Annotated in this window: 13 protein-coding genes; 2 read left to right on the top strand and 11 right to left on the bottom strand. The window is 70.4% G+C overall.

Annotated elements, in window-relative coordinates; translation table 11 throughout:
- Positions 1 to 217 precede the first annotated feature (217 nt).
- Entirely contained in the window at positions 218 to 1,066 is an 849-nt protein-coding gene (locus A7A76_RS00605) for an RNA methyltransferase (protein WP_206409368.1), read from the bottom strand.
- 96 nt (positions 1,067 to 1,162) lie between these two features.
- On the opposite strand from A7A76_RS00605, the gene A7A76_RS00600 reads away from it, so the two are divergent.
- Both A7A76_RS00600 and A7A76_RS00595 read left to right on the top strand, forming a co-directional pair.
- Positions 1,163 to 1,981: an inositol monophosphatase family protein gene (locus tag A7A76_RS00600; protein WP_206409367.1), complete on the top strand. Its 819-nt coding sequence runs from the start codon at positions 1,163 to 1,165 to the stop codon at positions 1,979 to 1,981.
- A 222-nt stretch (positions 1,982 to 2,203) separates the two neighbouring features.
- Positions 2,204 to 3,019, top strand: a complete 816-nt coding sequence (locus tag A7A76_RS00595; RefSeq protein WP_206409366.1) for a hypothetical protein — start codon at positions 2,204 to 2,206, stop codon at positions 3,017 to 3,019.
- A 170-nt stretch (positions 3,020 to 3,189) separates the two neighbouring features.
- Here A7A76_RS00595 and A7A76_RS00590 read toward each other — a convergent pair whose 3' ends face one another.
- The 10 genes from A7A76_RS00590 to A7A76_RS00545 form a co-directional block, all read right to left on the bottom strand.
- Complete coding sequence (locus tag A7A76_RS00590) at positions 3,190 to 3,693, bottom strand: hypothetical protein (protein WP_206409365.1); 504 nt, start codon at positions 3,691 to 3,693, stop codon at positions 3,190 to 3,192.
- A 7-nt stretch (positions 3,694 to 3,700) separates the two neighbouring features.
- A complete protein-coding gene (locus A7A76_RS00585; protein ID WP_206409364.1) occupies positions 3,701 to 4,576 on the bottom strand; it encodes a class I SAM-dependent methyltransferase in 876 nt (291 codons plus the stop codon).
- A 201-nt stretch (positions 4,577 to 4,777) separates the two neighbouring features.
- A complete protein-coding gene (locus tag A7A76_RS00580; protein WP_206409363.1) occupies positions 4,778 to 5,230 on the bottom strand; it encodes a GFA family protein in 453 nt (150 codons plus the stop codon).
- 145 nt (positions 5,231 to 5,375) lie between these two features.
- On the bottom strand, positions 5,376 to 6,341 hold the full coding sequence (gene secF / locus A7A76_RS00575) for a protein translocase subunit SecF (RefSeq protein ID WP_206409362.1): 966 nt from the start codon (positions 6,339 to 6,341) through the stop codon (positions 5,376 to 5,378).
- Between the two features lie 15 nt (positions 6,342 to 6,356).
- Positions 6,357 to 8,216 (bottom strand): protein translocase subunit SecD, encoded by a 1,860-nt coding sequence (gene secD / locus A7A76_RS00570; RefSeq protein ID WP_206409361.1) that lies wholly within the window; start codon positions 8,214 to 8,216, stop codon positions 6,357 to 6,359.
- A gap of 58 nt (positions 8,217 to 8,274) precedes the next feature.
- Positions 8,275 to 8,613 carry a preprotein translocase subunit YajC gene (gene yajC / locus A7A76_RS00565; protein WP_206409360.1) on the bottom strand — a complete coding sequence of 113 codons (339 nt, stop codon included), beginning with the start codon at positions 8,611 to 8,613 and terminating at the stop codon, positions 8,275 to 8,277.
- A gap of 248 nt (positions 8,614 to 8,861) precedes the next feature.
- Positions 8,862 to 9,971 (bottom strand): tRNA guanosine(34) transglycosylase Tgt, encoded by a 1,110-nt coding sequence (tgt, locus tag A7A76_RS00560; RefSeq protein ID WP_206409359.1) that lies wholly within the window; start codon positions 9,969 to 9,971, stop codon positions 8,862 to 8,864.
- Positions 9,972 to 10,255: 284 nt separating this feature from the next.
- Positions 10,256 to 11,296: a tRNA preQ1(34) S-adenosylmethionine ribosyltransferase-isomerase QueA gene (gene queA / locus A7A76_RS00555; RefSeq protein ID WP_206409358.1), complete on the bottom strand. Its 1,041-nt coding sequence runs from the start codon at positions 11,294 to 11,296 to the stop codon at positions 10,256 to 10,258.
- A 468-nt stretch (positions 11,297 to 11,764) separates the two neighbouring features.
- The gene (locus tag A7A76_RS00550; RefSeq protein WP_074865727.1) at positions 11,765 to 12,367 is read right to left on the bottom strand and encodes a response regulator transcription factor; all 603 of its coding nucleotides are present in this window, start codon (positions 12,365 to 12,367) and stop codon (positions 11,765 to 11,767) included.
- Positions 12,364 to 13,548, bottom strand: coding sequence for a sensor histidine kinase (locus tag A7A76_RS00545; protein WP_206409357.1), 1,185 nt, complete (start codon positions 13,546 to 13,548; stop codon positions 12,364 to 12,366). The genes A7A76_RS00550 and A7A76_RS00545 overlap by 4 nt, the downstream gene beginning before the upstream one ends.
- Positions 13,549 to 13,822: the final 274 nt, after the last annotated feature.

Genomic DNA, 13,822 nt, shown 5'->3' with positions numbered 1-13,822 from the left:
GGCGCCGGCCAGGGCCAGCCCGGCCCCGGCGAGGGCCAGGCCGAACCACCACCTCAAGCGCCGCGCGCTAGCGATCAATCGCGTATCCCCGCCGAACGGATCGGCCCATCGCAGCGGCAGCGTAATCGAAACCGCCTGCGCGCCGATACCTTCGCCGATACCCTCGCGCATGCGCGGCGCTGGCGCGTGCGGCCGGCGCCGGCCGCGGCACGCGCGCTCAACGCCGCTGGCCGGCCAGCATCGCGGTGCGCTCGACATCGGCCAGCACGCCGCGCAACAGGCGCACTTCGCGCTCGTCCAGTTCGGCGCGCAGGAACAACCGGCGCAGCTTGTGCATCGCCGCCTCGGGCACCCGGCCCTTGTGGAAGTCGATCGCGTCCAGGGCCTGGCCGAGCTGGCCGAAGAAGCCCTCCATCTGGGCGTGGCTGGCCGGCGGCTCGCGGCGCTCGCCGGAGTCGGCGTCGACGCCGCCGGCGGCCAGCGCGGCCATGCGCAACTCGTAGCTGAGCACCTGCACCGCCGAGGCCAGGTTCAGCGAGCTGTACGCCGGATTGGCCGGGATGTGCACGGCGGCGTGGCACAGCTGCAGTTCCTCGTTCTCCAGCCCCGTGCGCTCGCGCCCGAACACCAGCGCCACCTCGACGCCGCCGCGGGCGCGCGCGTCGCACAGCGCGGCGGCCTGGCGCGGGTCGAACTGCTCCAGGGCGATGCGCCGGCTGCGCGCGGTGCAACCCAGGACGAAGTGGCAGTCGGCCACCGCCGCGGCCAGGTCGGGCACGATCCCGGCGGCGGCGAGCACGTCGTCGGCGCCGGCGGCCAGGGCGTAGCTGTCGCGGTCCGGGGCCTTTTCCGGCGCGGCCAGGACCAGCCGCGACAGGCCCATGGTCTTCATCGCCCGGGCGGCCGAGCCGATGTTGCCGGGGTGCTGGGTGCCGACCAGGACGATGCGGATGCGCGCCGCCGCCGGGTCGGCCGGCGCCGGCGCGGCAGCGGGCGCTGCCTCAAGTGAGTTGGCGTTTTCGGGCGCCTGGGCGCCCGGCTCGGGTTCGCGGGGATCGTGGTTCATGCGCAAATGGTAAACTCCCCGCCCCGGCCACAGGCGCCGGTCCGTTCTTTCCCCCGGTCAGCCGTCCCCACCTCATTCCGTCCGAGGCCGCAAGCCATGCAGAAACCCGCCGTCACCCTCATGGTCAAGGCCGCCCGCGCCGCCGGCAACATCCTGTTGCGCCACATGCACCGGCTGGACGCGCTCAACGTGGTGGAGAAGGACCGCATGGACTACGCCAGCGAAGTCGATCGCCTGGCCGAAGCCGAGATCATCAAGGAATTCCGCCGCGCCACGCCCGACTACGCCATCCTCGGCGAAGAGCACGGCCCGCTCGGCCAGTCGCGCAACACCTGGGTCATCGACCCGCTCGACGGCACCAGCAACTACCTGCACGGCATCCCGCATTTCTGCGTGTCGATCGCGCTGTGCGAAAACGGCGAGCCGACCCACGGCGTGATCTTCGATCCGCTGCGCAACGACCTGTTCACCGCCAGCCGCGGCAGCGGCATGCAGCTCAATGAGAAGCGCGTGCGCATCGCCGACCGCAAGGACTTGAACGGCGCGATGCTGATCACCGGCTTCCCGCCGCGCGAACGCGCCCGCGCCAGCGCCCACCTCAAGTGCCTGGACAACCTGCTGCTCGACGCCGAAGACGTGCGCCGCACCGGCTCGGCCGCGCTCGACCTGGCCTACGTCGCCTGCGGCCGCGCCGACGCCTACTTCGAAGCCGGCCTGAAGCCGTGGGACGTGGCCGCCGGCGTGCTGATGGTGCGCGAGGCCGGCGGCAAGGTCACCGACTTCAAGGGCCGCGCGACCGGGCCGATGGACAACCGCGGCCTGCCGCCGCGGCAGATCGTCGCCGGCAACCTGCGCGTGGCCGAAGCGCTGCAGCAGCGCATCGTCAACACCGGCTACGCGGCCGCGTTCGACTGACGCCGCGCGCCGCGAACGCGGCGCCATCGCCTGCGAAAACGCCGCGCATGTCGCGGCGTTTTTCGTTGCGGCGGATTGGCTTGGGCGCGGTCCTGCGGATGCCGGCCGCTTCACCGCCGCGCCGCGGCCGCGTTGAACGGGATGAGCGCGGCGCCGGTCGCGCCCTCCCCTTCCACCGAGGCCTCCGCCATGACCGCCGCATCGCCTTCGCGTCCGCTCCCCATGCTGTCCCTGCTGGCCGGCGTCGGCCTGTTCCTCGGTGCGCTCGCGCCGCGCGTCGCCGAGGCCCAGGCGATGATCGTGATGTCCGACCTGTGCGAAGACCCCGCCGCGGTCTTCGACTACCAGTGGGCGCGCGCCAATCACGGCGTCGGCGCCGCGTTCCTGATGCGCGACGACGGCAGCGTGGCGCCGATCGAAGGCGCCGCGCCGCAGGGGCTGCCGGCCTATCCGCAGCTGTACGTCGCCGCGCACGGCGGCCCGAACCAGATCTCGCACATGAGCAACGACCGGTTCGCGGCCGCTCTGCGCCGGGTCCGCCCGGCCACGCCGCAAAGCGTGTTCTTCGCCGTGTGCGGCGCCGGCGCGGGCCCCGACAGCCTGCTCAAGAAACTCAACGCGAGCTATTGCGACGGCATTTCCCGCTTGAACGGCGGCGTGGTCGCGTGCGCGTTGGCCGGCAACGGCCAAGCCTCGCTGGTCGGCGCGCAGTACAACATCCACGTGCGGCAGAGCGACGAGGCGCTGTACGACAAGATCGTGGACAACATCGAAGCCAAATGGCGCGGCGACTACCCCGGCCAGCGCGGCCGCAGCTACGCGCAGGTGTGTCAGGGGCTGATCGCCGCCGACGGCTACAACCCGGCCGCGCTCGCGGGGTTCATGAGCACGGTCTACGACCAGTTCCGCCAGCCGTCCGTGGACCCGCAGCACTCCACCAATTACCTGGACCTGGTCAAGCTCAACGTGGGCGGCCAGCCGTTGACGCTGTGCGGCGCGGATCCGAGCGGCAACGGACGGCCGACGGCTTGTCCTTGATGCGGCGCGCGCGGTGTCCGGCATGCGCCCGCGTCGTTGTTGCGATGCGGGCGCCGCTCAGTCCGCGCCGCGTTCTTGGTTGCCGCATGCCTCGGCGCCGCGCTCGCGCATGCAGCGGCAACGCGAATGGCCTGCTCCGGCGGCGGCGCCGTTCGTTTTCGTGCGGGCGCTCATTCCAGATCGCCGAAGGCTTGCAGGAACATTTCGACTTCGAGATCGACGCTGCGGATGCCGGTCGGATCCTGCAACTCGCGTTCGCGCAGCAACCGCAGCAGCAGACGCGCCGCGCGAAGGATCTCGACCGCCTCGGGCAGCAGCCCCACATCGCCCGACACCTCGCTGAGCATGCTGCCGAATAACCACACATCGGCCTGCGCGGCATGTTCTTCGATGTAGTCGAGCGCGGCCGTGCGGTCGAGCGCGTAGTAGTACATGAAGGCGCAGTCGAGGATCATCGAGGTCGGCCGCAGTTCCCCGAGCACGACCGGCAGCGCCTGCTGCGGCGACCTGCGCACGAGTTCGCCGAGCGCGTGGCAGGCCGACAGGTAACTCCAGCCGTCGACGACTTCGTCGATCACGACTTCGACGGTTTGAAGCCGCAACCAGGCCAGATAGGCCTGCGAGTCCTCTTCGTCGATCAGTTCCAGTTTGCCGGGGAGGACGATGGGCTCCATGCCGCGCTCACTCCTTTCGCGCCGTCACCACCCAGACCGCCCCGCCGACTTCCAAGCCGTCGTCGCCGGCGATCCGCAACAACGCCGCGCGGATCGCTTCGCGCGCCTTGGCGTTGGTCTGCTCGCTGTGCGATTCCAGCAGCCGCGCGATCGGCCCGACCCGGAACACCTGCGCCATCGCGTCGTCGGCCATCGCTTCGCGGGTCGCGCCGCGGCCGAGGTAGAACGGCGTCGCGAACGGTTCGAGTTCGATCTGCGCGAAGCCGGCCTCGCCCAACACTTCGCGGACACGGTCCGCATCGCTGAGCGCGAACGGCCCGGGTTGGCGCGTATCGACCGGCGTGCGCTCGACCAGATCGGCGATGGCAGCCAGCGGCAGCTCGTACCAGTCGTTGAGCTGCGGCCCCTGCCAACAGGCGAAGGCGAGGCGGCCGCCGGGCTTGAGGGTCTTGTGCAGTTCGGCGAAGGCGGCGGTCGGATCGTCGAAGAACATCACCCCGAAGCGCGAGTACAGCAGATCGAAGCTGTGCGCCGCGAAGCCCGGCCGGCTGGCATCGGCTTCGCGGAATTCGACGTTCATGCCCTGCGCGGCGGCGCGTTCGCGCGCGCGCCCGAGCAAGGGGGCGGAGACGTCGACGCCGGTCACCGACCCGCTCGCGCCGACCGCGCGCGCCAGCTCGAACGAGGTCGCGCCCGCGCCGCAGCCGATGTCGAGCACGGACTCGCCGGGCTGCGGCGCGGCCGCCGCGAACGCGGCGCGGCCGTAGGCGGCGGTGCGTTCGTCGAGCCAGTCGTTGTAGGCCAGCCAGCGCAGGCCGACCGGGCCGTTCCAGTAGTCGATCTGCTCGGCGTTCGGCGGCGCGGCGGCGGTCTGCTCGTTCAAGTCGGTGTCCTTGCGGGATGGCCGTGCGCGCAGTCTTTCGCGCTGCGCCGCGGCGGTCAATCGTCGCGATGCCGCAGGCTGGGTTTGCCGCTGCGGGGGCGTCCAGGGTGCGAGTAACTGGGTGCAGGCTTCGTCATTACCGCGTTGCCGCGGTCGCGGCTTGCGCCGCTCCTACAGGCAGGCGCGGCGGCGTTCGGCGCTTCAGTCTTCCGCGCGGCCGGGGCCTGCGCGGTCGTGCGGGTAGCTGTGGGCCAGCGCGAACGGCGGCAGCCAGGCTTCGCGGCGCACGTTCCACAACTCGTAGGTCGGCCGCAGCCGGTCGGGCTCGTCGAGCGATCCCAGGTTCACTTCCACTTCGTCGCCGCTGCGGCCGAACACCGGCGAGCCGCAGTTCGGGCAGAAACAGCGCCCGGCGTAATCGCGGGTCTCGCCTTCGATCGCGACCGCGTCGGCCGGGAAGATCGCCGAGGCATGGAACAAGGCGCCGTGGTGCTTGCGGCAATCCAGGCAGTGGCAGATGCCGACCCGGTAGGGACGGCCGCGCGCCAGCACGCGCACGCGGCCGCACAGGCAGCCGCCGCTGAATCGATCTTCGCTGGATCGATCTTCGCTGGATCCGTTCTGTTCGGATCGGTCGTCGTTGGGTTGATCCATAGCGCACCTCAACCAGGCATCGAGCCCGGCCACAAGTACACCGATCCGCGCCGCCGGCGCAAACGCCGGGCGCGGGCCGCGGTCGCAGAAACGAAAAAGGCCGCGCGGGTGCGCGGCCTTTTCCGGGGTGCGGCGTGGCGGAGGCTTACGGGCGGCGCGCCAGCGCCGCTTCGTCCTTCGACTTCGGCAGCAGGTCCTGCTTGGTGACCTTCAGCATGCCCAGGGTCAGCAGCGGGCAGGCGACGAAGATCGAGGACAAGGTGCCGATGATGATGCCGAGCATCTGCGACTCGGCCATGCCGCGCAGCGAGCCGCCGCCGTACAGGTACAGCGCCAGCACGGTCAGGAAGGCCACGAACGAGGTGATGATGGTGCGCGACAGGGTCTGGTTGATCGACTTGTTGAGCACCGTCTCGGGGTCGGCGCGCATGGTGCGGAAGTTCTCGCGCACGCGGTCGAACACCACGATGGTGTCGTTGATCGAGTAGCCCATCACCGACAGGATGCCGGCCAGTACGGTCAGGTCGAACTCGTGGCCGCTGACGGCGAACCAGCCGGCGACCACGATCACGTCGTGCAGGGTGGTGATGATCGCCGCCACCGCGAACTTCCACTCGAAGCGGAAGGCGATGTAGATCAAAAAGCCCACCACGACGAACACCAGCGCGTACATGCCCTTGAGCGCGAGCTCCTTGCCGACCTGCGGGCCGACGAACTCGTTGCGCACGATGTCGGCCTTGTTGCCGGCCTCGGTCACCGCCTTGGTCACCGCCTCGGCGGCGTGCTTGGTGGCGACGTCGCCGCTCTCGCCCTCGCGCGGCTGCAGGCGGATCAGCAGCTGGTTGCCCGAGCCGTAGGTCTGCACCTGGGCGCTGTCGTAGCCGTCGGCGGCGAGCTTCTCGCGCACCGCGTCCAGCGGCATCGGCTTGTCCAGGTGCGCTTCGATCAGGTTGCCGCCGGTGAAGTCCAGGGCGTAGTTGAAGCCGCGGGTGCCCATCGCGCCGATCGCCACGAACATGATGATCGCGGCGATCGCGATGGAAATCCATCGCATGCGCATGAAATCGATGTTGGCGTCGTTGGGCAGCAGGGTCAGCGGGAAAATCTTCATGTCTGGGTTCTCCCGTCAGATCGCGATGGACTTGAGCTTGCGGCGGCCGCCGTAGATCAGCGTGGCGATGCCGCGCGACACGGTGACCGCGGTGAACACCGAGGTCAGGATGCCGATGATCATGGTGATCGCGAAGCCTTGCAGCGAGCCGGTGCCGAACGCCCACAACGCCACGCCGGCCAGCAGCGCGGTCATGTTGGAGTCGAAGATGGTGCCGGAGGCCTTGTCGTAGCCGGTGGCGATCGCCGCCTGCGGCGGTACCCCGGCCCGCAATTCCTCGCGTATGCGTTCGTTGATCAGCACGTTGGCGTCGACCGACATGCCCACCGACAAGGCCAGGCCGGCGAAGCCCGGCAGGCTCATGGTGGCGCCCATCAGCGACATCAGCGCGATCACCATCAGCAGGTTCAGCAGCAGCGCCAGGCAGGTGATCAGGCCGAACATGCGGTAGTAGATCAGGAAGAAGGTCAGCGCGAACACGAACGAGTACAGCACCGCGGTGGTGCCGCGCTTGACGTTCTCCGCGCCCAGGCTCGGGCCGACCACGCGCTCTTCGACGAACACCATCGGCGCGGCCAGCGCGCCGGACTTGAGCTGGTTGGCCAGCGACTTGGACTCTTCCGCGCTCAGGCCGGTGGTCTGGAAGTTCTTGCCGAACACGCCCTGGATGGTGGCCGAGTTGATCACCCGCTCGTCGGTGCGGATCGACTGCACTTCCTTGCCGTCGACGATGGAGGTGGTCGGGATCTGCTCGACGTAGACGATGCCCAGGCGCTTGCCGACGTTCTCCAGCGTGTGGTCGAGCATGCGCTGGCCGCCGACGCTGTTGAGGGTGATCTGCACGCCCTGGCGGCCGGTCTGCGGGTCGGTCATCGGCTGCGCGTTGACCAGCTGGTCGCCCGACACCAGCAGGCGCTTGGACAGCAGCAGCGGCACCTTCTGCGCGGTGTAGTAGACGCGCGAGTCCGGCGGCACGCTGCGGTCCTTGACCGCGGCGGCGGCGGCGGCCTCCTCGCCGGTGACGGCGCGGAACTCCAGGGTCGCGGTGGCGCCGATCTGGCGCTTGGCCTCGGCGGTGTCCTGCAGGCCCGGCAGCTGGATCACGATGCGGTCGGTGCCCTGGCGCTGGATCACCGGCTCGGCCACGCCGAAGGCGTTGATGCGGTTGCGCAGGGTGTTGAGGTTCTGCTCGATGGCTTCCAGCGAGATCCGGCTGAGCTCGGCCTGCGGCACGTCGAGGGTCAGGGTCTGGCCTTCCAGGCTCAGGCCCAGGTTCGGGAACGACTGGCGCAGGCGCTGCTGCGCCTTGGCCTTGTCGGCGTTGACGCCGAGGGTGGCGATCAGCGCTTCGTTGCCGCGGCGCACCACCGAGGTGTAGGGCACGCCGGCGTCGCGCAGGGTCGAGCGCACGTCTTCGACATAGGCGTCCAGGCGCTTGTCGAGGGCGGCGTTCTGGTCCACCTGCATGACGAAGTGGACGCCGCCCTGCAGGTCGAGGCCGCGCGGCATCGGCTTGGCCGCCAGCGACTCCAGCCACTGCGGCGCGGTCGGCGCCAGGCTCAGCGCGACCACGTAGTCGCTGCCCAGGCGCGGGCGCAGCAGGTCGGCGGCGCGGGTCTGTTGTTCGGTGTCGGCCAGGCGCACCAGCAGGTTGCCCTGCTCTTCGACCTTGATCGACTTGGCCGGGATCTTGGCCTCGGCCAGGATCCCCTCGATCCGCTTGGCCAGCGGCGCGTCGATCGCGATGGCGCCGGCCTTGGCGGCGGACACCTGGACCGACGGGTCCTGAGGATAGGCGTTGGGCAGCGCGTAGATCACGCTGAAGATCAGGACCGCGAGGATGGCGAAGTATTTCCAGCGCGCGAAGGTCAGCATCGAAAACCCCTGCGGCGACCTCCCCGGCCGCCGCTTTTCAAAGTGGCGTGGCGTCGGCTCAGGCCGACTTCAAGGTGCCCTTGGGCAGCACGTTGGAGATGGCGCCGCGCTGCACGCGGATGGCCACGTTCGGCGCGATCTCGACGGTGATGAAGTTCTCGCCGATGTGGGTGACGGTGCCGGCGATGCCGCCGTTGGTCAGCACCTCGTCGCCCTTGGACAGCTTGTCCAGCATCGCCCGGTGTTCCTTGGCGCGCTTCATCTGCGGGCGGAAGATCAGGAAGTACATCACCGCGATCAGGACCAGCGGCAGGACCAGGGTGGTCAGGCCGCCGCCGGCCGACGGAGCGGCGCCCTGGGCGTAGGCGGGAGCGATCAGGAGGTCGAGCAGGTTCATCTGTGAAGTCCTGGAACTAAAATAGCCGGGGATTATGCCACGGCCGGGCCGAGGCTACGGGCGGCCCCGATTTAGGTCGGATCTGGGCCGCGGCGCACGTTTTCGGCCCGGGCCGGGCGCCGTCGCGGCCCGCGCCGGCCGGTGGGGCTCGCGGCGGGGTCTGCGGCGGCGGGGAGGCCCTGGCCCCTGCCCTCTCCCGCGAACGCGAGAGGGGGACGGGGCGTTCGCCCGCGGCGCGGGCGAACGGCTTATTGCATGCGTGCGGCGTAGAAGGACTCGCGGAAGGCGGCAAAGGTTCCCTGCTCGATCGCCGCGCGCATCTGCGCCATCAGCCGCTGGTAGTAGCGCAGGTTGTGCAGGGTGCCGAGCATCGGCCCGAGCATCTCGTTGCAGCGGTCCAGGTGGCGCAGGTAGGCGCGGCTGAAACCGTTGGCGCAGGCGTAGCAGTCGCAGCCCTCTTCGATCGGGCGCAGGTCGCGCTCGTACTTGGCGTTGCGCACCCGCACCGTGCCCTGGGCGGTGAAGTAGTGGCCGTTGCGCGCGTTGCGGGTCGGCATCACGCAATCGAACATGTCCACGCCGCGCGCGACCGATTCGACCAGGTCCTCGGGCCGGCCCACGCCCATCAGATAGCGCGGGCGGTCTTGCGGCAGCTGCGGGCAGGTGTGTTCGAGCATCTCGTTGCGCTCGGCCTCCGGCTCGCCCACGGCCAGGCCGCCGACTGCGTAGCCGTCGAAGTCCAGCGCCTTGAGCGCTTCGGCCGAGCGCGTGCGCAGGCCGTGGTGCACGCCGCCCTGGACGATGCCGAACAGCGCCGCGTCGTTGCCCTCGTGGGCTTTTTTCGAACGCTCGGCCCAGCGCAGGCTCAGCTCCATCGACTTGCGCGCGACCTCCTCGGTGGCCGGGTACGGCGTGCATTCGTCGAAGATCATGACGATGTCCGAATCCAGCACGCGCTGGATCTTCATGCTCTCCTCCGGGCCGAGGAACACCTTGCTGCCGTCGACCGGCGAGGCGAAGGTCACGCCCTGTTCGGTGATCTTGCGCCGGTGCGCGAGCGAGAACACCTGGAAGCCGCCGGAGTCGGTCAGGATCGGGCCGTTCCAGCGGGCGAAGCCGTGCAGGCCGCCGTGGTCGCCGATCACCTCCAGGCCCGGGCGCAGGTACAGATGGAAGGTGTTGCCGAGGATGATCTGCGCGCCGAGGTCGCGCACGTGCTCGGGCATGATGCCCTTGACCGAGCCGTAGGTGCCCACCGGCATGAACGCCGGGGTTTCGACCGTACCGCGCGGGAAGGTCAGCCGGCCGCGGCGCGCGGCGCCGTCTTGGCCGAGAAGTTGGAAGGACATGCGGCTCATGCGCGGGTTCCTTGGGTCTGTTGTGGCGGGCGCATGCGGGCGGCGCGCGGGTGGTTCGGAGGGGGTCGGAGTCGGGATTCGAGCGCAACTCGCGCCGGAGCCCTGGTTACCGTCATTCCGGCGAAAGCCGGAATCCATTTTGATTTTGGCGCGTGCCGAGGCTGATCAAGGTCGGCGGCAAAATGGATTCCGGCTTTCGCCGGAATGACGGCCTGTAGGTTCAACGACAGCCTGAAGATTCGATAGCGTCCTGGAGGTTCTCGGTTTCGGGCAACGCAGCGGCGCTACGTCGCATCGCTCGCCCACAACAACATCGCATCGCCGTACGAGAAGAACCGATACCGCTGCGCGATCGCATGCGCATAGGCCTGGAACACCCGGTCCTTGCCGGCGAAGGCCGAGATCATCATCAGCAGCGTGCTTTCCGGCAGATGGAAGTTGGTGACCATCGCGTCGACCGAGCGGATGCGGTAGCCCGGCAGGATGAACAAGCGGGTCTCGCCGGCGAACGGCTGCAGTTCGCCGCCGCCCTGGCGGGTCGCGCTTTCCAGCGCGCGCACCACGGTCGTGCCGACCCCGATCACCCGCCCGCCGGCGGCGCGGGTGCGGCGGACCTGCTCGACCAGGCCGGCGCCGACGTTGAGCCATTCGCTGTGCATCACGTGCTGCGACAGATCGTCCGCGCGCACCGGCTGGAAGGTGCCGGCGCCGACGTGCAGGGTCACCTGGCCGAACTGCACGCCGCGCTCGCGCAGCGCCTGCAGCAGGGCTTCGTCGAAATGCAGCCCGGCGGTCGGCGCCGCCACCGCGCCGATTTCGCGCGCGAACACGGTCTGGTAACGCTCGGCGTCGTCCTGGCCGGGCTCGCGCTGGATGTACGGCGGCAGCGGCAGGCGGCCGGCGTGCAGCAGCCATTGCTCCAGCGATTCGCCGACGTGGAAGCGCAGGCGGTAGAACTCGCCGTCGCGGCCGAGCACCTCGGCCTCGCCGCCGGCGTCCAGGGCGATGCGCGCGCCGGCCTTCGGCGACTTGCTCACGCCGAGCTGGGCGCGCGCTTCGTTGGAGCCGAGCAGGCGCTCGATCAGGATCTCGACCCGCCCGCCGGTGCTCTTGCTGCCGAACAGGCGCGCCGGGATCACCCGGGTGTCGTTGAACACCAGCAGATCGCCGGGCTGCAGCAACTGCGGCAGGTCGCGGACGCTGCGATCGGCGAGCGCGGCCGGCGCCGGCGGCACGTGCAGCAGCCGGCTGGCCGAACGCTCCGGCAGCGGCGCCTGGGCGATCAGCTCGGGCGGGAGGTCGTAATGGAAGTCGGACTTTTTCAAAGGCAACCGAAGTAATTGAGCGCGAAGCGCCGCCCCCTCCGAAGCCCGGCCAATCGGACGCAACCCCGGCCAGCCGGCCGGATCGGAGAGAACAGGAGAACGGGCCATTATCCCGGGTCTGGCCCGCGAGCGCCAAAACAGGGGTTCAGCCGGGCCGGATCGCAGCCGCCGAAGCCTGCGGGAGCCGGCCGCCTCACCGAAGCCGCCGCCGCGAATCCCGCCGTTGCGGCTGTAGGAGCGGCGCAAGCCGCGACGCGGCCCGATCAGCGCCGAGGAGCTGCGAGCGGGCGAGAACCCTCGGTCGCTCCGCGGCTTCACGTTGCTCTGTAGAGCGGTTGACTCTTAATCAACAGGTCCGAGGCGAATGCCCGGCGAAGTCGGCGCATCGGAGCTTTCGCCGCGAACGGATGCCCCGCGGTCGCAGCTTGCGCCGCTCCTGCAGGGGCTTCGGCCGCATTCGCCGGGAACCTAGAGCCAGCCGTTCTGGCGGGCGCGCCGATACGCCTCGATCCGGTTGCTGCTGTCGAGCTTGCCGATCGCCTCGGACAAATAGTTGCGCACCGTGCCCTGGCTCAAGTGCAGGCGTTCGCCGATCTCGGCCGTCGACAGGCCTTCGCCGGCCAGCCGCAGCACCTGGCGCTCGCGCTCGGTCAGCGGGTCTTCGTCGCTCCAGGCCGCCACCGCCAGCTGCGGGTCGATCGCGCGGCCGCCGCGGTGCACCTGGCGCAGCGCCTCGGCCAGTTGCCCGGCCGGCGCGTCCTTGAGCAGATAGCCGCGCACGCCGGCGTCCATCGCCCGGCGCAGGTAGCCGGCGCGGCCGAAGGTGGTGACGATCACCACCCGCGTCGGCATGCCCGAGTCGCGCACGCGCATGGCCAGGTCGATGCCGGTCATGCCGGGCATCTCGATGTCGGTCACCACCATGTCCGGCTGCACCCGCTTGACCGCCTCCCAGGCCTGGGCGCCGTCGCCGGCCTCGGCGATCACTTCGATGTCGGGTTCCAGGTTCAACAGCGCGGCCAGGGCGCCGCGCACCAGGGCTTGGTCTTCGGCGAGAAGCAGACGGATCATGCGGTACCTCGTTCGAGCAGCGCCGGTTGGCGCACGGACCCGGCGGGAGCGGCGGAGGCCGGCAGCCGGCGCGCGGCGCTGAGCGCCTCGCGCGACACCAGCAGGCTCAGGCGCGTGCCCGCGCCGGGGGGAGATTCGATTTCCAGCACGCCGCCGACCGAGCGCAGGCGCTCGCGCATGCCGGTCAGGCCGTGGCCTTCGGCGCCGACGCCGCCGCGGCCGTCGTCGACGATGCGCAGGGCGATGCCGCCGCGCGCGTCCTGGGTCAGTTCCACCTCGACCCGGCGCGCGCGCGCATGCCGCAGCACGTTGGTGACCGATTCGCGCAGCGCCAGCGCCAGCGCGGTTTCCACCGCCACCGGCAGGTCGATCGGGTCGAGCCGCTGGTCCAGGCTGATCTCGCCGCCGAGCAGGGCCAGCCGCGCCGCCGCCAGTTCGGCCTGCAGGCCGTTGGCGCGGATTCCGGCGACCGCCTCGCGCACCTGGGTCAGCGCTTCGCGCGCGACCCGCTCGACCTCGCTGATCTGGTCCTGCGCGGCGCACTTGTCGTGTTCGATCAGGCGCGCGGCCAATTGCGACTTGAGCACCACCACCGACAAGGTGTGGCCGAGCAGGTCGTGCAGGTCGCGGCCGATGCGCTCGCGCTCGGCCAGGCTGGCCAGGCGCCGCACTTCCTCCTGGGTCAGGCGCAGTTCGGCGTTGCGGCGCTCGCGCGAGCGCGCGGCCAGCACGCCGGTGAACACGATCGCGCCGACCAGCGACTGGATCAGCACGCTGAACACCGGCGCGCCCTGCGCCGGCAAGGTCGCGATCGACTCGGCCGCGAACAGCGCGAACAGCGCCACGGTCAGCGACAGCCCGCGCCACAGCGGCAGGAAGCTGGCGATCATGCCGGCGGCGAAAATCAGATAGGTGCCGCCGCCGATGCCGAACGGCACGGTGACGAAGCCCAGCCCCGCCACCGCCAGCACCAGCCACAGCCGCAAGGTCGCGCCGCCGCGGTAGAACGCCCAGTACAGCGGCAGGAACACCAGCACCGAGGCCACCGCCATGGCCAGGATCCACCACGGCGCCGGGAAGTTGAACACCGGGATGAACACGAAGCTCAGGTACAGCAGCGAGGCCAGGTGCCAACCCAGCAGGTTGTCGTTGGCGTCGAGCGGTGGGCCGGGCGTGCGCATGAGGGTGTGGATCCTGGAGGTCGGGCGTGTCGCGCCGGGCGCGCCGCCGTGCGTGCCGCCGTAGCGGGCGGCGACGGCGGCGAAGATCGCGGCGAAGGCGGCGCGGCCGGGCGATCCCTCCTCGGTGCGCGGCGCGGCAGCGGGAAATGAACGATTCGGGTGCACGCGGGCCACGAACGATGCGGACTTTAGCGGAGTTCGGCGGATTCGGCCGAACCGCCCGTCCCGCTGCGTGCCGGCCGCCGGCCGGGCGCGGCCGCCGCCCGCTCCAGGC

The organism is Lysobacter enzymogenes (genome assembly GCF_017168095.1).
Classification (GTDB): domain Bacteria; phylum Pseudomonadota; class Gammaproteobacteria; order Xanthomonadales; family Xanthomonadaceae; genus Lysobacter; species Lysobacter enzymogenes_D.
This window is presented reverse-complemented; position numbering and strand designations above follow the sequence as displayed.